This is a genomic window from Paenibacillus sp. J31R109, from assembly GCF_059692055.1.
Window position 1 is genome coordinate 13,649 of record NZ_JCAUAR010000020.1, and the last position, 18,131, is coordinate 31,779.

17 protein-coding genes and 1 riboswitch are annotated in these 18,131 nt (G+C 48.2%); of the genes, 15 read left to right on the forward strand and 2 right to left on the reverse strand.

Annotated elements, in window-relative coordinates; translation table 11 throughout:
- Window positions 1-22 precede the first annotated feature (22 nt).
- The 7 genes from AC58QT_RS30685 (at window position 23) to AC58QT_RS30715 (ending at window position 7,699) form a co-directional block, all read left to right on the forward strand.
- A complete protein-coding gene (locus AC58QT_RS30685; protein ID WP_497412314.1) occupies window positions 23-1,024 on the forward strand; it encodes an XdhC family protein in 1,002 nt (333 codons plus the stop codon).
- Window positions 1,018-1,665, forward strand: coding sequence for a nucleotidyltransferase family protein (locus AC58QT_RS30690; protein WP_497412381.1), 648 nt, complete (start codon window positions 1,018-1,020; stop codon window positions 1,663-1,665). Before AC58QT_RS30685 ends, AC58QT_RS30690 begins: the two co-directional genes overlap by 7 nt.
- 239 nt (window positions 1,666-1,904) lie before the next feature.
- Window positions 1,905-2,819 carry an FAD binding domain-containing protein gene (locus tag AC58QT_RS30695; RefSeq protein ID WP_497412315.1) on the forward strand — a complete coding sequence of 305 codons (915 nt, stop codon included), beginning with the start codon at window positions 1,905-1,907 and terminating at the stop codon, window positions 2,817-2,819.
- Window positions 2,803-5,091, forward strand: a complete 2,289-nt coding sequence (gene pucD, locus AC58QT_RS30700) for a xanthine dehydrogenase subunit D (RefSeq protein ID WP_497412316.1) — start codon at window positions 2,803-2,805, stop codon at window positions 5,089-5,091. The genes AC58QT_RS30695 and pucD overlap by 17 nt, the downstream gene beginning before the upstream one ends.
- Window positions 5,084-5,569: a (2Fe-2S)-binding protein gene (locus AC58QT_RS30705; RefSeq protein ID WP_497412317.1), complete on the forward strand. Its 486-nt coding sequence runs from the start codon at window positions 5,084-5,086 to the stop codon at window positions 5,567-5,569. The genes pucD and AC58QT_RS30705 overlap by 8 nt, the downstream gene beginning before the upstream one ends.
- Window positions 5,570-5,574: 5 nt before the next feature.
- Window positions 5,575-6,699: a BMP family ABC transporter substrate-binding protein gene (locus AC58QT_RS30710; RefSeq protein ID WP_497412318.1), complete on the forward strand. Its 1,125-nt coding sequence runs from the start codon at window positions 5,575-5,577 to the stop codon at window positions 6,697-6,699.
- Window positions 6,700-6,721: 22 nt separating this feature from the next.
- Entirely contained in the window at window positions 6,722-7,699 is a 978-nt protein-coding gene (locus AC58QT_RS30715) for an aromatic ring-hydroxylating dioxygenase subunit alpha (protein ID WP_497412319.1), read from the forward strand.
- Window positions 7,700-7,824: 125 nt separating this feature from the next.
- Here AC58QT_RS30715 and AC58QT_RS30720 read toward each other — a convergent pair whose 3' ends face one another.
- Window positions 7,825-8,025, reverse strand: coding sequence for a hypothetical protein (locus AC58QT_RS30720; protein WP_310502041.1), 201 nt, complete (start codon window positions 8,023-8,025; stop codon window positions 7,825-7,827).
- Window positions 8,026-8,102: 77 nt separating this feature from the next.
- On the opposite strand from AC58QT_RS30720, the gene AC58QT_RS30725 reads away from it, so the two are divergent.
- The 5 genes from AC58QT_RS30725 (at window position 8,103) to AC58QT_RS30745 (ending at window position 13,843) form a co-directional block, all read left to right on the forward strand.
- Window positions 8,103-10,409: an ATP-binding protein gene (locus AC58QT_RS30725; RefSeq protein ID WP_497412320.1), complete on the forward strand. Its 2,307-nt coding sequence runs from the start codon at window positions 8,103-8,105 to the stop codon at window positions 10,407-10,409.
- Window positions 10,406-11,038 (forward strand): response regulator, encoded by a 633-nt coding sequence (locus AC58QT_RS30730; RefSeq protein WP_310502043.1) that lies wholly within the window; start codon window positions 10,406-10,408, stop codon window positions 11,036-11,038. The genes AC58QT_RS30725 and AC58QT_RS30730 overlap by 4 nt, the downstream gene beginning before the upstream one ends.
- Before the next feature lie 15 nt (window positions 11,039-11,053).
- Window positions 11,054-11,992, forward strand: a complete 939-nt coding sequence (locus AC58QT_RS30735) for a polyprenyl synthetase family protein (protein ID WP_497412321.1) — start codon at window positions 11,054-11,056, stop codon at window positions 11,990-11,992.
- A gap of 37 nt (window positions 11,993-12,029) precedes the next feature.
- Entirely contained in the window at window positions 12,030-13,052 is a 1,023-nt protein-coding gene (locus AC58QT_RS30740) for a pectinesterase family protein (RefSeq protein ID WP_497412322.1), read from the forward strand.
- 518 nt (window positions 13,053-13,570) lie between these two features.
- Complete coding sequence (locus AC58QT_RS30745; protein WP_497412323.1) at window positions 13,571-13,843, forward strand: Fur family transcriptional regulator; 273 nt, start codon at window positions 13,571-13,573, stop codon at window positions 13,841-13,843.
- Between the two features lie 23 nt (window positions 13,844-13,866).
- On the opposite strand, the gene AC58QT_RS30750 is transcribed toward AC58QT_RS30745, so the two are convergent.
- Window positions 13,867-14,427, reverse strand: a complete 561-nt coding sequence (locus AC58QT_RS30750) for a YdeI/OmpD-associated family protein (RefSeq protein ID WP_497412324.1) — start codon at window positions 14,425-14,427, stop codon at window positions 13,867-13,869.
- 464 nt (window positions 14,428-14,891) lie between these two features.
- A riboswitch (purine riboswitch) is annotated at window positions 14,892-14,993 on the forward strand.
- A 115-nt stretch (window positions 14,994-15,108) separates the two neighbouring features.
- On the opposite strand from AC58QT_RS30750, the gene purE reads away from it, so the two are divergent.
- From purE to purB, 3 genes are read left to right on the forward strand one after another with little or no spacing between them, the layout of a single operon-like run.
- Window positions 15,109-15,597: a 5-(carboxyamino)imidazole ribonucleotide mutase gene (purE, locus tag AC58QT_RS30755; protein ID WP_310502048.1), complete on the forward strand. Its 489-nt coding sequence runs from the start codon at window positions 15,109-15,111 to the stop codon at window positions 15,595-15,597.
- Window positions 15,594-16,766 carry a 5-(carboxyamino)imidazole ribonucleotide synthase gene (gene purK / locus AC58QT_RS30760; protein ID WP_497412325.1) on the forward strand — a complete coding sequence of 391 codons (1,173 nt, stop codon included), beginning with the start codon at window positions 15,594-15,596 and terminating at the stop codon, window positions 16,764-16,766. The genes purE and purK overlap by 4 nt, the downstream gene beginning before the upstream one ends.
- 24 nt (window positions 16,767-16,790) lie before the next feature.
- Window positions 16,791-18,086 carry an adenylosuccinate lyase gene (gene purB / locus AC58QT_RS30765; protein ID WP_497288807.1) on the forward strand — a complete coding sequence of 432 codons (1,296 nt, stop codon included), beginning with the start codon at window positions 16,791-16,793 and terminating at the stop codon, window positions 18,084-18,086.
- Window positions 18,087-18,131 lie beyond the last annotated feature (45 nt).

Here is an 18,131-nt window from a genome sequence, read left to right on the forward strand (position 1 = left end):
GAAAAAGAAGGGGCGATGAGCGATGGAGGCTTATGACATTCTGCAAGCTGTGGAAAGTAATACAGGAGCTCGTGTATTAGCAACAGTGATTCATGTGGAAGGCCACGCTTATCGCAAGCAAGGCGCTGTTATGCTATTAATGGCAGATGGAAGTATGGTGGGAAGCATTTCTCCCGGGTGTTTGGAAGGGGATCTCGCTGCTTACGTGCCCAGTGTGTGGGAATCACAAAAGCCGCAAATGGTTGAATACGATATGAGGCCAGCCGATGACTTTGGTTGGGGGGAGACAATTGGGTGCGGTGGGTTAATTCGTATTTTGCTAGAGCCGCTTGCCGGAGAGCTGCTGGTTAACTTGCTGGTGGTGAAAAAAAAGTTAGATCAGGGTGAAACCGTAGAACTCATTCGCACCTATACCGATGGGTATTCGGAGATTAGGTATGCGTTGCGGGGATCTGGTATAGATGAGCAAACGGCTGTGAGGGAGTCCTTACATTTCGTGACGAGTACGGTTTTTGTGCCAAAACCAAGAGTCATCATATTCGGTGCGAATCTAGATGCAATCCCGCTCGTGCAAATGGCTGCGAACAGCGGCTTTCGTGTGGTTGTTGCGGACTGGAGAGAGGCTGTATGTAAGGCAGAACGGTTTCCTGGGGTCGAAACGATGGTGGCTTTTCCAGAGACGCTAGTCAAAAAGCTTGCGCTAAATGAGCGAGACTACGTTGTTATCATGAGTCACCAGTTCGAAAAGGATACCGCTTTCTTCCAAGGAGTCATAGCCTATCCATTGCAATATCTCGGCATTATGGGCTCCAAGGAGCGTACGGCCAAAATGTTGGAGGGCTTCGAGCGCCCTGACTGGCTGCACGCGCCAATTGGGCTCAACATCGGCTCCGAGGGCGCGTTCGAGAATGCGATCAGTATTGCAGCTGAGCTGATTGCGATCAAACGCGGGAAACATGGAGCTGGATCGTGGCGATCCCCCTTAGCTCATGGACGGGATGTCCAAAGCTTCTGCTCATGGTAAGACCGAAACAAATCGTGGGTGTTTATTTGGCGGCGGGGAGTAGTCGGCGCATGGGGACTGCGAAGCAATCTCTAGAACTGGCAGCTGGCATCTGCCTTGGAGGTCTAGCGCTGTTGAAGGCGCTCGCCTGTGCGGAGTTAGCGCAGGTGATTGTCGTTGTACGCGAAGGAGATGGGCTGAAATGGCTGCCGGAAGTGGCTCGTAGTCAGCTTGCCAGTGGCAGATGCCGACTGGTCGTGAGTCCAGATGCGGGATTGGGCATGGCACATTCACTTCGCGCGGGTATACAAGCGGCGGAAGAGTCGGAGGCTGACGGAGTTATGGTTATGCTGGCGGACCAGCCATTTATTGATGGTTCAACTCTAGAGGAGCTGATTGCTGCCTATAACGCGGAGATTGGCTGCGATTTCGTTGCTAGCGGTGATGGTGGAGTGCCTAAGCCGCCTGTCATTCTAGGGCGAGGCATGTGGCCAGCTGCTTCAGCATTAAAAGGAGATACTGGTGCGCGAGTGCTGTTTCACTTGCCTGCCTTTCGCGGTCAAATCATCGAGGCAGCCTCTTTAACATTTATGGATGTCGACACGGTGGAGCGATATGAAGAAGCAAAAGACATCTTCAAACACCAATCAATGTTAAATTAAATAACATATAAAAAGCGAAATAGTGCATTGATACGAATGATGCACTATTTTTGTATATAAAAAACAAAATGATGTTATGTTAGTTGACGCAAAATTGGAATATTGTTTATAGTAAATCTAATTTATTAAAAGTTTCGTGCGAACACCCAGCGTCACCACGCAGCATGCCGGCTTCATTCGGTAAACTCAGAACGCATAACGAGCACGTGGTCATTCAGAAACTCTGAGGAGGGTTGAATATGTCAGTTCCGATGCATCAACTACCTGAACAGCAGCCTTCCGTATGGCAGCCAACGAGTGTGGAGGAAGCGATTCAATTGAAGCATAAATGGGGCAAGGATGCGGTCATTGTTGCCGGAGGTACTTGGCTTCGCACACGGTGGGAGAATCGGCTTGCCCCGATGCCGCAGCATTTCATTAGTCTTGGACGAATTCTTACACTCTCGGGATTAACCGTTACTGCCCAAGGGAAAGTTCATATAGGTCCTGCCTTATGCATTGCAGATTTGATGAAAAACGAGCTAGTGCAACAGAAATGTAGTCTCCTCGTGCAGGCGTGCTCAGAGATTGCGGCTCCGTCGATTCGGAACTTAGCCTCGGTCGGAGGCAATGTGATGACACGTACAGGCGATCTGATTCCTGCTCTGCTGGTGATGAATGCGCAAATACGATGCACAGATGGACAGAACGAACGAATGATGGCGTTGCAGGATTGGCTAGCTGCTCCACTCGGGGCTGAGGATGAGATCATGACAAGTATAATCGTGCAGACAGAGACTGCGAAAGAAGCGGGATTCCTACATGAGTTCTACCACAAAGTGGGACGGAGAGAGGCCTTTACGCCATCGGTCGTTACGGTTGCAGGAAGGATTTCACTATTAGCAGATGGGACGATTGCCGACATCGCTTTAGCAGCGGGGGGAGGCAATGCGATTCCTGCGAGATTTCCGTCACTAGAAGCAGAAATATGCGGAAAACCATTATCGAAGGCCGTCTTACAGCATCTGCATAAAGGCGTAATGGCGGAGTTTAACGCTGTGGCGGATGATTATGCAGGGGTTGCTTATCGCAAGCAGACGGCAGCGAATCTGATCATATCGGAGTGTTATAAAGCTTGGCGCAAAGGGGGCGGAGCCTATGCTCCTCAATCGTAATGCGAAGAAATGGATCATTAGACCTGACGGGAAAGAGAAAGTGACGGGGGAGCTTCGTTACCTGACGGATTTAACAGCACCAGGCATGCTTCACGGTAAGGTACTTCGAAGTCAATACCCGCATGCTTGGATTCTTTCTATTGAAACTACAAAAGCCAAACAATTACCTGGCGTACGCGCGGTTCTAACGGCGGCTGATGTGCCTGGGTTGAACTTATTCGGTATTGCTTTTCCGCATCAGCCTGTGTTTTGTCAGGATCGGGTTCGTTATATTGGGGATGCATTGGCATCCGTCGCTGCAGATACGGAGGAAATTGCAGAATACGCACTAAGCCTCATTGAGGTCGTGTATGAACCGCTTCCTCTGGTAGATAATCCAGAGACCGCGTTAGAAGCGGGGACGATCCTGCTGCATCCCGAAGGGAATCTGCTGCATCAAACAACCTTGCAACATGGGGATTTGAATATAGAGGCCGCTTTTCAAACTTGCGCACACGTCGTTGAAGAGACTTATCTGACACCTCGGCAAATGCATACGTATATGGAAACTGAAGGCGGACTTTTTATCCCTGAGGTTAATGGAAGATTGACTGTCTACTCGCCGACCCAACATGGCTATAAGGATCGCTTTCAGCTAGCGAGAATCCTAGGCGTGCCAGAGGAGCAGATCAGAGTCGTCTCCAGCCCGATAGGCGGATCATTTGGCGGCAAGGATGAGCTGAATGTGCAGCCATTCGGCGCACTGATGGCGTTGAAGACTGGTATGCCGATCAAAATGCACAATTCCCGTCGTGAATCCGTCATCGCAGGCATTAAGCGTCATCCGATGCGGATCACGATGAAAACAGGCACAGATGAGCAAGGCAAGCTGATTGCGCACCAAGTTCGCATCCTAGCGGACACAGGCGCCTACGCGACATTAGGCTGTGAGGTTTTGAATTTCGCAACCGAGCATGCGATAGGTCCTTATCGAATCCTGCATGTGGATGTAGAAGGCAAGAGCGTTTACACGAATAACGGTGTGTCTGGCGAGTTTCGGGGGTTCGGCGGCAATCAGGTGATTTTCGCGGTGGAGAGCCAAATCGAACGTCTAGCCGAGAAACTCGGCATGGACGCGTGGGAGCTGCGCAAGCTTAACTTGCGCGAGCCAGCCGATCCTGGCCCGATGGGCCAGCCCATCGTAGCCACCGAGGGCGCGGCCCAGGTGTGGGCCAAGGCGCAGGAGTCGCCGCTCTTGGCGAAGCGCTACGCCAAGCAGCCGCCCGCTGCGCAAGAGCCATGGCTGCGCCGAGGCGTCGGCGCTGCGCTGGTGATGCACGGTGCCGGGCTCGGCCTCGGCATCCCCGACCATTCCGGCGGCCGCATCGAGCTCACGCCGGAGGGCAAGATCCAGGCCTCCTTCGGCTTCGAGGAGTTCGGCCAAGGGCTCTATGCAGCACTCACGTTGATGCTGCAGGAGGGCTTCGGCTGCGCCGCTGATGACATAAGCATCGTCATCGGCGATACCGACCGCGTGCCGAGCAGCGGGTCGAGCACAGCTTCCCGCGCCACCACGATGATGTGGCGCGCGCTCCAGCGGCTGAAGCCAGCCTTCCTGCTGGCGCTGCTGGAGCAGGCTTCGCAGCTCTGCGGCGTTCCGGCCGCAGAGCTCGCAACCGGCGCAGGCGGAATTCATCACAAGGGTGATGAATCCGGGGAGCCGGTTGTCACGTATGCGGAGGCCGCTGCGGCAGCAGGGAAGCCGATCTTGGCGCATACGGAGTTCGACTACCCGACGACGCCCGAAGGGCGGGTCGGGGCGCACTATCTGTACTCGTACGCAGCTGCAATCGTAGAGGTTGAAGTTAACATGCTGACCGGTCGAGTCAAGGTGCTGCAGACCGATCACGTCATCGCCGCAGGTCCTGTGATTAATCCGATGGGCTTTCTTGGACAAATTGAGGGCGGTAGTGGGATGGCTTTGGGCTATACCCTGACCGAGGATGCGGTGATGCAAGATAGCCGCTACCTAAGGCATAACTTGGACACTTACCTCGTTCCCACTTTCAGCGATAGCCCACTCAGCATTCAAGTTGAAGCCATTGAAGAACTGCCGGAGGGAGATACGTTTGGCCCTCGCGGCGTTGGAGAAATCGGCTCTGTCGGTTTGGCGCCAGCCATTACGGCAGCAGTGCGGCAAGCGACAGGCATTTGGGTAAATAAGTTGCCCATATCACCAGAAGACATCGTGCAATCCATCGATTGGTTAGAAGGGGTGGAGGCCAGTGATTAATACATCTTTTGTGCTAGATTGCTCCATTAACGGGAAGGCGGTCTCCATGCCAGTCCCTGCATCCAAGCGGATGTCAGCGATACTGCGAGAGGACTTGGGGATGACCGGAACCAAAGTTTCTTGCGAAATTGGGCGCTGCGGCGCTTGTATGATTCTGCTTGATGGTCAACCTGTGAACTCCTGTTTACTGATGGCGTATCAGGCTTCAGGCAAGGAGCTTACGACCATTGAGGGGATATCAGCAGGTGAAGAGCTGCATCCGATTCAACAAGCGATGTTAGAGGAGGGGGGATTGCAGTGCGGTTACTGTACCGCAGGCATGGTAGTCACCTTAACCGCGTTGTGGGAATCAAATCCATCTCCAACGAGGGCTGAGGCCGAGAAAGCATTGTGTGGGAATATATGCCGATGCACAGGGTATGAGGGGATTTTCAGAGCGGTAGAGAAATGCGGATTGTCCATAAAAAGAGAGGGGTAGAAGCCATGAGAAAAACCATACTGTCCATAACTGCTATTATGTTAGTTATTTTGAGCGCATGCTCAACGAGCACAACAACAAGTTCTTCAACACCGGCTTCCACCACGACGACTTCCACTGCAACAACAACGGAGAAGAAGCTGCCAAGAGTTGCCTTTGTCTATATCGGTGTTCCAGGGGATGGCGGTTGGACGTTTGAGCATGATCAAGGTCGCTTGATGATGGAGAAGGAACTTGGCATTAAAGCGACGACCGTTGAAAATATCCCGGAAGGACCTGATGCCGAACGTGTATTCGAAGAGTTGGCTCAGAAAAATGACATTATTTTCGGAACATCCTTCGGGTACATGGACCCCATGGTTGCGGTAGCAGCGAAGCATCCGAATGTGAAATTCCTGCACGCCACTGGCTACAAAACAGCACCAAACCTAGGCACGTACATGGGACGTGAATATCAAAGTGCTTACCTTGTTGGTATGGCCGCAGGGAAAATGACGAAAAACAACCATATGGGGTATGTCGGAGCCTTCCCGATTCCAGAGGTCATTTATACGATTAATGCGTTCACGTTAGGCGCGCAAAGTGTGAATCCGAACATCGATGTCTCCGTAGTGTGGAGTAACACTTGGTTTGATCCTGCTACTGAGAAGCAAGCGGCAATCTCGTTATTGGATAAAGGCGTAGACGTCTTGGCGGCTTATCAAGATTCACCAGCAAGTATCCAGGCAGCTGCTGAGCGAAAAGTATGGGGCATCGGGAATGATTCCGATATGGGCAGATTCGCACCCGATACGTACATATCTAACCCGAAATGGAACTGGGGACCTTACTATGTAAAAACGGTGAAAAGTGTTATGGACGGCACTTGGAAATCTGAGGCATATTTCGGCAGTATGAAAGAAGGCATCACGGATATTGCCCCACTAGGCAAAAATGTGCCAGCGGATGTTAAAGCTTTAGTAGAAAAGAAAAAAGCAGAAATTTTGAATGGTACGTTTGAGGTATTCCAAGGACCTATCGTGGATCAAGATGGCAAAACACGTTTCGAATCCGGGAAGAAGATGACGGACGATGAAATCCTGGGCACAACTTGGTTTGTTAAGGGCATTAAAGGTGTTATCCCTAAATAAAGAATGAAGGATGTGAGTGGCGATGACAATACAAGATATCGCATTAATTCACGAGTGGCACCCGGTGTTGTTGTCGTCAGCACTCACGGATAAGCCGGAAGCTGTTGTTGTACTTGGCGAAAAAGTTGCGGTATTCCGCACCTCGCAAGGCGTCCACGCGTTTAAAGACTTATGCATTCATCGGGGTGTGCCGCTTTCACTTGGGAAAGTAAGCGGCGATGAGCTGGTATGCGCGTACCATGGCTGGTCTTACAACGGCTGCGGTACCTGTACCAAAATTCCTTCTTTGCCGAAGGGACAAGCGATACCCTCGAAGGCCAAAGCTTTCGTTTATGCCTGCGTAGAAGCGCACGGACTGATCTGGGTGTGCTTAGGGAAACCTGAGGGTCCGCTGCCGAAAGTGAGTGCTTACGTACCAGAGGGCTTCAAGGAAGTATTCATGGGGCCTTACACCCTGCAAGCCGCAGGTCCTCGCATTATTGAGAATTTCCTCGATGTGTCCCACCTGATGTTCGTGCATGAGGGGCTGCTTGGCGATAGTGAATTCGCTGAAATCAATGATTATCGTGTGTTAGAAAAGAATGGCGTATTGCGTTCCGAAGAAATCATCGTGTATCAGCCGGATGCGGATGGGACAGGGCGCGGGGTGAATAGTCGTTATGTGTATGAGGTGTTTGGTCCATTATGTGTAGCTTTAACGAAGAGAGATGACGTATCTGATCATATTTTTCGGTTGTTTCTGATGGTGTTGCCGGTCACGGAGCAGACGAGTATTGCTTATATGTTGAAGCAAAGAAATTACGCGTATGACGAGCCTGATGAGGTGTTCATCCAATTCCAAGACAGGCTCATCGAGCAGGATCGGATCATGGTGGAGAACCAGAAGCCGGAGTTGCTGCCGCTAGATTTACAGGCTGAGCTGCATTTGAAATGCGATCGTTTGAGCATTGCTTACCGTAATCGGTTGCGCGAGTTAGGTGTCACCTTCGGGACAGCTTAGCGAGATTTGTCAGATCTGGGATGAGTAGTGCGAATGACATGCATACGAAATAAAAAAAGGATTGTATAATTAGCTTAAGCTATTATGCAATCCTTTTTTTATTTTGGTAAAATAAGACTACTAGACTACCACCAGTAGTTAGAAGGCTCATTTGCATGTTGTTTTCTTGTGTCTGAAGGAGTTGTGAAAGTTTTGATAAGTGCAGCTGTTTCTTCAGCAGATAGAGGTTGAGCCACCATAAAGGAATCTGCTTGCTTGCGCAGTTCTGCGCGTTTAACTGCTTGTACGGAACGTTGCAATTCTGGGTTCAATTGAATAATTGCCATTGGTTTAGCTCCCTCTTTTTTAATAATAGTTTACAAGAGTGATTATAGCAAAATATTGGAATTTAGGGGAGAGTTAATTGAAAATAGTAGCGAAAATATTTGTTAGTATGTATCTGGTACTCTTCATTGCATTGCAAATCTGGTGTTCGTTTGTAACCTTCCATTTTCCCTATAATGGTATCTATTTGGACACGGCTCGCACAGACCAGTGGATTGTTAGTAAACTTGAAGCAAATAGCACGAATGATAAGATTCATATCGGTGATCGCGTCATTGCAATTGATGGGAATCCACCAGGTGAATGGTCAACCGTTAAACGTTGGAATGTGGTTGAGAAAGCGAATACCGTTGTGATTGGGAGAGATGGGGTTGTAGAATCTATCGATTTAAGGACCAGCCGGCCAGCCCTATTCGATATCATTTCGCTCGCGGAGGAACTCATCTGTCTATTCATGTGCGTACTATTATTGGTAAGGGAAAATCGTTCACCTTCCGCACGATTACTCGCGTTCTCGTTTCTTAGCGCCGCTGTCATCTTGATGAGTTTAGGCGCATCCATGCGAGGAGATTTAATAGGCAAGTTAATGATTGCTAGTTCGATGATGGTGTTGCCTATTGTTTTTCTACATTTTCTCGTGGTGTTTTTCAAAGAAAAGGGAGACATGGAGCTGCCCAAGGGACATTTTAAATATTTGTACGGGATAGCCTTAGTCGCATTTGTCATGCGAGGTCTCTACTTCTTTCCTTCGATGGCTTTCATATATCGGCATGACGGATCTGTTACGATGGGATTCTTTATCATTGTTATTTCCTTAAATATTTCCCTGTTAGCAACGTTGTTTGTGAAAGTTAGGAAGGCACAGACGCCGCTTGCTGGTATTATCAAAAGTGTGTTTTACTCCTTGCTCATTTCATTTCTACCCATTATCTGTCTCTCTTTCATCCCACAGCTCATTATCGGAGAATGGATATTCGATCCTATTTATACGAGTTGGCTATTATTAATATTCCCTATTACGTTCTCCTATTTAATAGCTTCGGATCAGCTATACGATATTGGTCTTGTCGTGCGGCGTATTGTATTTGCCAGTCTAATGGCGGTCGTACCCGTCAGCTTGTTTACAGGGGCTTTTGCTATTATTTTTCATGGGCAAACCAATGGGAAACAAATTTTATTCGTATTCCTAGGCTCGATAGCCCTTCTTTCAGCCGTGTTGTATGCAGCGGAGTATTGGACGACGAGATTGGAGCCCTATTTATTCCCTAGAAAATACATATTGCAGTCAGCGCTCAAAAAGATTTCCAAAAATCTAGGAACAATCTCCAGTTTTCGCGATCTAAAGGATATTATCCTAGTCGATATCGTTGGCACGTTGCAAGTGACGGGTGGTGCGATTGTTTTTCGGCATAAAAACGATATCGAAATCATCTGCGAAGGAGAAGTCGATACAGCAGAAATTCAGCATTTAGTGAATTCATCTGCGATTCTGGATCATCCCTACTATACATTTTTAGAAATGAACTGCCATGAAGAATACACGAGCTACCTCATCGTGACACGGAAGAAGACGAACACGCGAATCGCAAAAGAAGAATGGCAGTGGCTGCAGCTAATCACCTCGTATTTGGAGGTAAGTATGGAAAATGTGTATCTGATTCGTAAGTTAACCGGCCGCCTTCAGCAAATGGTTTCCCATCTTCCACAGGAAGAACATCTCTGGTTACGGAAAGTGATGTTCGAACTGCAGGAAGAGGAACGGGTTCGCATTGCAACAGATCTTCATGATACAACGATGCAGGATTTATTTTTCCTCAAGCGAAGATTAACCTCATTAGCCGAGAAGCCATCGATGCGTCAAGAAGATCGTGAACAGCTGAACAGTATGAACAATTTTGTTGAAATGATTAATGCCAGCTTGCGCCAGAGTTGCTTTGAGTTGAATCCGCATCTGTTGAAAGAGGTAGGCTTGAAGCAAACCTTGAAGACGTTCGTTGAAAAGGAATCCTATACGACGCCGTTCGATATTTCCTTCCGAGCCGAGCAAATTTCCGACATTGAAGGCAAGGATTTATCAGCGAAACGGCATATCTTCCGAATCGTACAAGAATTACTTAATAACGCTAAGAAACATTCACAGGCAGCCAATGTGAGCTTCCATTTATGGGAAGAAGAGCACTTCTTCTACTTAAGCTACCGGGATGACGGCGTAGGTTTTCTTGTGAAGGAAGAGGTCGCTGTTGAAATCGCTGCATCAGGGATGGGACTAGCCTATATGAGAAGCCGTGTGCTGCATGTTGGCGGCAGTTTCGAACTGGAGACCGCGGTGGGGGAAGGGACCCATATCTTAATCACAATACCAACTGAGGAAGTGATGTCAGCATGAGTGAAATTGTCAAAACATTAGTGGTCGATGACCATCCCTTATTCGCGCGGGCAACGAAGACGTTGCTAGATGAAATAGATCGTATTGAGGTTGTTGGGGTTGTTAGTAATGCCAGCGAATGTTTGGAGTATGTGAAGCTTCATCAGCCTGGGCTTGTATTTCTGGATTATCAGTTGCCTGATCAGACAGGCACGGAGGTAGCCGCGCAGCTTAAACAGCTGTATCCGCACATTCATATTGTCATTTTCACAGGTATCGAACTCGCAGGCATTTACAATAAACTGATTGAAATGAAAGTAAGCGGTGTACTCTCAAAAGAGTCGACGGAGCGGACGATAAAGAATATGGTCTATTGTATTTTAGATGGCTATACAATGATTCCGCTGTCATTTTTCAACCAGATGCAGCTACATGAGGCCGATGCCGGAGAAGAATGTGAGCTGCAAGAGGAAGAAGTACTTATGATGAACATGCTGGTTAAAGGAGCAACGCACGAGCAGATCGCGGAGCGCATCTTCATGAGTAAGCGAACGGTCGATAATTATCTCCGTAAAATATATGACAAGTGGGGCGCCAAATCGCGGACAGAAGCTTTGGAGAAATTTATCAAAAGTAAATATTACACCTGAAAGTAGGCGCTTTACATGCAGGACATTCAACAGCACATGGCACGGATGATAGATGATTATATGTTTGATGAGGATTTGAAAATTCTGCTGAAATCATGTCTGTCAGATTCGGAGACCTCAAGTCTATCGTGGTCCAAAGTCACGTTGTGTACACACGCCATGCTCGGCGGGAATTCGGCTGACATTCATCGTCGCGCGGCTTTAACAGAATTAGTTGTGCTCATCCTAGACATCATCGATGATCTGCAGGATCAGGATAGCGACAGTAAGCCTTGGATGCGCGTTGACACGGCAAGTGCGTTGAATGCTGTATTAGCGTTAATTATGGGGGTTGTAGGTGAGTTGGGCAGGTTGAATGCCAGTGGAGCCATGCTTGTCGAAATCAGCAAAATCGTTGCGAGATCCATCAACGGCCAACATAAAGATGTGACGAATGTGATCTCCACAGTCGATGATTACCTTTGGATGACCCAAGAAAAATCGGGTTCCCTCTTCCGACTTGCTTGCTTTATGGGTTATACCCATACAGGGTGTGCGGAACAGACAGTAGAGCAGCTGCATCAGTTGGCAGATTGTGTGGGGCTCCTCCACCAGATTCAAAATGATGTCCGGGATCTCGTTCGCTATGATGAAAAAAGTGATTTAATGGCGCAGAAGCGAACACTGCCAATCTTGTATCTCCTCTCCATGGAAGAGGAGAGTTTCTCTCCCGTGAAGGCGTACTATAAGGGGGAGATCACGGCTGAACGTTTTGCAGAAAAGGAAGATGAGGTCAAAGCGTTGATTGAGGATTCGGGCTGTTTGGAATACGCTAGGATTGTTCAAACAGTCTGTATTCAGAAGGCTGAGGAGCTATGGGGAGAACTGCAGGCCTTGTCGCCTTGGAAGGAAGAGTTCCGAACGCTCATGTACGGCGATTTCATCAAGATGGGTATTGAAGTGGAGCAGGCGTAATGCCTGCTCTTTCTATGTATAGAAAGGGTGGAAAACAATGATTATCGTTGCAACGGATGGGAGCGGTGACTTCCTTAGCATACAAGAGGCTGTTGATCATATCCCAGAGGGACATACGAAGCTTACGACTATTCACATTAAAAGTGGTGTATATAAAGAAAAATTATATATCGATAAGCCATGGATATCGTTGGTTGGCGAAGGGGCGGACACGACCATCATTTCTTATGATGATTACGCGAAAAAGTTATTTCCCAGCGGAGAGCCTTATCACACGTTTCATTCTTATACAGCTTACATAGGCGGGGATCATATTGAGGTGAAGGGGATCACCTTCGAAAATACAGCGGGGAGCGGGGATATCGTGGGGCAAGCCTTGGCTGCTTATGTTGATGGGGACTGCATTGTTTTTCGCGATTGCCGATTCCTCGGGCATCAGGATACGTTGTTCACAGGACCGTTGCCACCGAAACCGCGAGATCGCGGCAGCTTTGGCGGTCCAAGGGAAGGTGCGCCGAGACGTCCGGTGAGGCAGTATTACGAACGTTGCTATGTGGAGGGCGATGTTGATTTTATTTTTGGCTCGGCGACAGCGGTGTTTCAGGAGTGTGAGATTGTCTCCTTGGGAAGCGGCTGGATCACAGCAGCCTCTACGCCGGAGGAGGTTCAATTTGGTTATGTCTTCTTGAGATGCAAGCTAACAGGAGATATACCTGAGCAGTCAGTAGGTCTAGGGAGGCCGTGGCGGAACTATGCGAACGTTGCGTTTGTAGATTGCTGGGTAGGAGCGCATGTAAAGTCTGCAGGCTGGGATCGATGGAATGAACAGGAACCGATAGAAGCGGTTAGGTACATGGAGTTTGGAAGTGAGGGTCCTGGAGCAGTAACTAGCGGGCGCGCTGCGTGGGCAACGGAATTGAACGAGCAGGAAGCGAGGAAGCTGACTGCTGAGCGCGTTCTAGCAGGTGCGGATGGTTGGGATCCGACGGCGAGCAGTGGGGATTTACACGTCGCTGTAGAAAAGCCCTCCAGCGCAGCCTCGCCAGCGCAGCGGAGGTGAAAGCCGAGAAATAGCGCCCGAAAAGGGCGCTATTTCTGCCCTTGCGGCCGTGGGCCCGAAGGATAAGGCCCTTTTAGGGCCTTAAAGGCAGCCTCGCCAACGCAGCGGAGGTGAAAACCGAGAAATAGCGCCCGAAAAGGGCGCTATTTCTGCCCTTGCGGCCGTAGGTCCGAAGGATAAGGCCTTTTTAGGGCCTTAAAGATAGCCTCGCCAGCGCAGCGGAGGTGAAGACCGAGAAATAGCGCCCGAAAAGGACGCTATTTCTGCCCTTGCGGCCGTAGGTCCGAAGGATAAGGCCTTTTTAGGGCCTTAAAGGCAGCCTCGCCAGCGCAGTTGTTCGTGTTGATAATGATTCTCGACAAAATAAAATAAATACTATATAATAATAATTATAAATAAGGTATGGAGCTCTCACGGCGAGCATGAACATAGATATTACATTTACATTTATGTGTAGTAAGCGAACCGTAAGTTCATGAACACCATACAATGAAAAAATGAAAGAGGAGGTTACCCTAATGGTCAAACATGATCTGAATCAAGCCTTACAGCGGATGCGAGCTCGAAATATCCCGTTAACTCCACAGCGGCGAGCATTGTTAACATATCTTTATGCGCAGGAAAGTTACACGACGGTGAAAGACATTTGCGAGGCAATGGTCGGTGAGTATCCGCATGTGAATGCGATGACAGTTAACAGCTCTCTGCACGTTTTTAAACAGCTGGGATTAGTGAATGAGTTGGCAGTAGGCGGTACTTCCTTACGATATGAAGCAGCTATTTGCTCGTAAGTGAGTTTTACTACGGGACGGGATTAGTACGCGAGTAATCGGCCGTTATCATGCCATTGTCCATATATTTGATTGAGACGGGTATGTTCAATGAACTTGGTTAATCGATTTTGATATAAGGTTGCATCGTTCCGTACAGACTGAATATTGTCGAGTTTCACTCTCACATATAGCTCTGGCAAGGACTGAAAATGGCGATAGAGCACTTCGTCCTGACGTAGTTGCGTTAGGATAACTTCATCTATGACGAATGATGCGGTGTTCATATCGGGCAATACTTGATGTCCTGCTTCCGTCATGAAGCCTAATTTATCTAAACGCCGGACTCGTTCTTTGTTGAGTTCTGTCCATTTACTCTTCTTTTTTCGAGGGGAGAAGCGTTGCGCTGTGTGGGTGTCATCAACTTTCTTAGTTGTGCTGTCAATCCAGCCAAAGCATAAGGCTTCTTCAACAAAGTCAATGTAACTCATGGAAGTGCGCTGGGCAGGGACTAACCAACAATAACTCTCTGTACGGTGATGGTTAACTAGCCACTCTCGCCATTCTTGTCGCGACTGTACATGTACTACGTTATCTATGATCATAACTGCTAATCACCCCCGAGTTGTGGTATGTACCTGTGCAGCCCCTACATTTTCGGCCCAATAACTAATTGTAGCAAATCCTCTTAGTGTTTGTTTTGTACGCATTATATAATTCCTCCTCATATATGAAGTATCGCTCCTATATGAGTATTGTAAACGGAACACACTGACACCTATATGTCAGTGTGTTTATTTTTTTCTAAATCTTCACATACGTGATTGTCGAAAAATATGAAAGTTCGTTACATAGGCCATTTGATGTCTATGGACAACGGATGATTCCATATTGAGATGTTGAGAAACGGTTGAGAAACGCATCTTCACACATTTACAGGTAAAAGCTAGAAAATGTGCCGAAAAAGCGAACTATTTAAAAGTATAAAGTAATAATTGTTCGTTTTTTGAAATTGACATGGCACGTTAGTTGGTAGTAAACTAGGAAAGCGGGAAATGAAGCCGCACTAATTGAAAATGTCGAATCAACTCGTATAAAATCAGGAATAAGGCCTGAAAGTATCTACCCAAAAACCATGAATTTTTGGACTACGAGGAAGCGAATGAGGGGAACCATAGGAAATGATGGTCTTTTTGCATTCGGTTCTTTTGCTGTCCAGCGTATAGAATCGTGAATTCTAGCTCTGGGCATTTTTTTATTATAAAGGTGACGAAAGTGGGTTTAAGATGACGACGGTACGTGTTGGTGTAATTATGGGAAGCCAGTCGGATTGGGAAACGATGAAGCATGCTTGTGATATGTTGGACGAACTAGGTGTAGCGTATGAGAAGAAGGTGGTCTCCGCGCACAGAACGCCGGATCTGATGTTTGACTATGCAGCATCGGCGATCGAACGTGGGCTACAAGTCATTATTGCCGGAGCAGGCGGTGCGGCGCATTTACCAGGAATGGTAGCAGCCAAAACAGAGCTTCCGGTTATTGGTGTTCCAGTCAAAACGTCTACATTGAACGGTATGGACTCATTGCTCTCCATTGTACAAATGCCAGGCGGCATTCCAGTTGCTACAGTTGCAATCGGTCATGCTGGTGCGACAAACGCAGGCTTGCTAGCTGCGCAAATTCTAGGCGCTTTTGATCCGGAGATCCAAGCGAGAGTCAAAGCACGCCGCGCGCGTATCACGCAAACGGTGCTAGAAAGCAGTGACAACCTATGAGTGACACTTCCAGCGGTAAAGTGATTCAGCCAGGCGGCACCATCGGTATCCTTGGCGGCGGGCAATTAGGACGCATGCTTACACTAGCCGGACGCAACATGGGGTATCGCTTTGTGACGCTCGACCCGACGGAAGATGCACCTTGCGGTCAAGTCGCGGATCAGATTCAAGCGAACTTCGACGATGTGGAAGCAGCTAGAAGGCTTGCCGCACGTTCGGACGTCATCACGTATGAATTCGAAAATGTCGATGCGAATGTGACCAACATTTTGATGGAAGAATCCTATGTTCCACAGGGAAGTCATCTTTTATACACAACACAGCACCGTCTTCGTGAAAAGAGAGCGATTGAAGCAGCCGGCGTTCCAGTAGCGCCATATGCAGAAATCAAAAGCGAAGCGGACCTGAGAGAAGCAGCGGAGCGCTTCGGTACGCCATGCGTGCTCAAAACCGCAACCGGTGGGTATGACGGCAAAGGGCAGTGGGTGCTTCGCTCCCTAGACGAAGTCGCAGAAGCCTTTGATACGCTAAGCCGTGCCAAAACCGAGCTGGTTCTCGAACAATTCATTCATTTTGACAAGGAATTATCCGTTATTGCAGCTAGAAGTCCACGCGGCGAGGTCAAAGCATTTCCTGCTGCTGAAAATATACATGTACATAATATTCTGCACGAATCCATCGTGCCGGCACGTATTCCTGTGCCCGTGCAGAAGGCAGCCGAAGAACTCGCGATTCGCATCGCGGAGTCGCTCGGTGTGATCGGGCTCATTGCAGTTGAGTTATTCCTAACTAAGGATGGTCAACTTTATGTGAATGAGCTTGCGCCACGCCCCCATAATTCGGGGCATTACACGATGGAAGCTTGTCGGACCTCACAGTTCGAGCAGCACGTACGAGCGATCTGCAATTTGCCGCTAGGTTCAACAGAACTGATCACACCTGTGGTTATGGTCAACTTGCTAGGTGAGCACATTGCGCCGCTGCACGATAAACTTGCTGAGCCGGGCTTCTTAGAAAATGAAGCATTAGGCGTTTCTGCCAAACTTCATTTGTACGGCAAGAAAGAAGCGAAAGAAAAACGCAAAATGGGTCATATCAACCTTTTAACAAACGATGTTGAGAAAGCATTGACTTGGATAGAACAGACAGGCATTTGGGAAAGTAAGTAAAAGAAACCATTGGAGGAACGGCACATGATTGATCGTTATACACGCCCAGAGATGGCAAGTATTTGGACAGAACAGAATAAATTTCAAGCATATTTAGAAGTAGAAATCCTTTCTTGCGAGGCTTGGGCAGAGCTTGGTGTTATTCCGAAGGAAGATGTCAAAGTATTGCGCGAAAAAGCAAGCTTCAACATCGATCGCATCTACGAAATTGAGCAAGAAACACGTCATGACGTCATTGCTTTCACACGCGCTGTATCCGAAACATTAGGGCCTGAGCGCAAATGGGTTCACTACGGTTTGACTTCAACTGACGTTGTTGATACGGCAATGGGTTACTTATTAAGACAAGCTAACGAGATTTTGGAAAAAGACATCATCAATTTCATTGAAATTCTACGCAATAAAGCGATTGAACATAGAGATACAGCAATGATGGGTAGAACGCATGGTGTTCATGCAGAGCCAACGACGTTTGGTTTGAAAATGGCACTATGGTACGAGGAAATGAAGCGTAACCTGGAGCGTTTCCGTTTGGCTGCTAAAGGCGTGCAATTCGGTAAAATCTCAGGAGCAGTAGGCACGTACGCGAACATCGATCCGTTTGTTGAGCAGTATGTATGTGAAAAACTAGGCACAACGCCGGCACCGATTTCTACACAAACGCTGCAACGTGATCGTCACGCTGATTATATGGCTACATTAGCATTGATTGCTACGTCCATGGATAAATTTGCGACAGAAATTCGCGCGCTTCAAAAGAGTGAGTTCCGTGAGGTTGAAGAGCCGTTTGCCAAAGGTCAAAAAGGTTCCTCCGCAATGCCGCACAAACGTAACCCAATCGGTTGCGAAAGCATTTCCGGTCTATCCCGTGTGATTCGTGGACACATGGTGTCCGCGTATGAGAACGTGCCGCTATGGCATGAGCGCGACATTTCGCACTCTTCCGTTGAACGTATTATCTTGCCAGATTCGACGCAATTGTTGAACTACATGCTGAACCGTCTTGGCAACATCATCAAGAATTTGACGGTGTTCCCTGAAAATATGAAACGCAACATGCGCAGCACGTACGATGTTCCTTTCTCCGGCCGCGTGATGACGAAGTTGATTGACAAAGGTTTTGCTCGTGAGCAAGCGTACGATACGGTGCAACCGAGAGCGATGCAAGCATGGGAAGAGCAACGTTCCTTCCGTGAAATCGTAGAGAACACATCGGTTATTACCGAAGTATTAAGCCCAGAAGAAATTGCAGATTGCTTCGATCCTAGCTGGCATTTGAAACATGTAAGCACGATTTTTGACCGTCTTGGTTTGAACTAGAAGTAAGCATGTAAGGGGAAAGGGAGTGGAATTCGTGGCAAACGC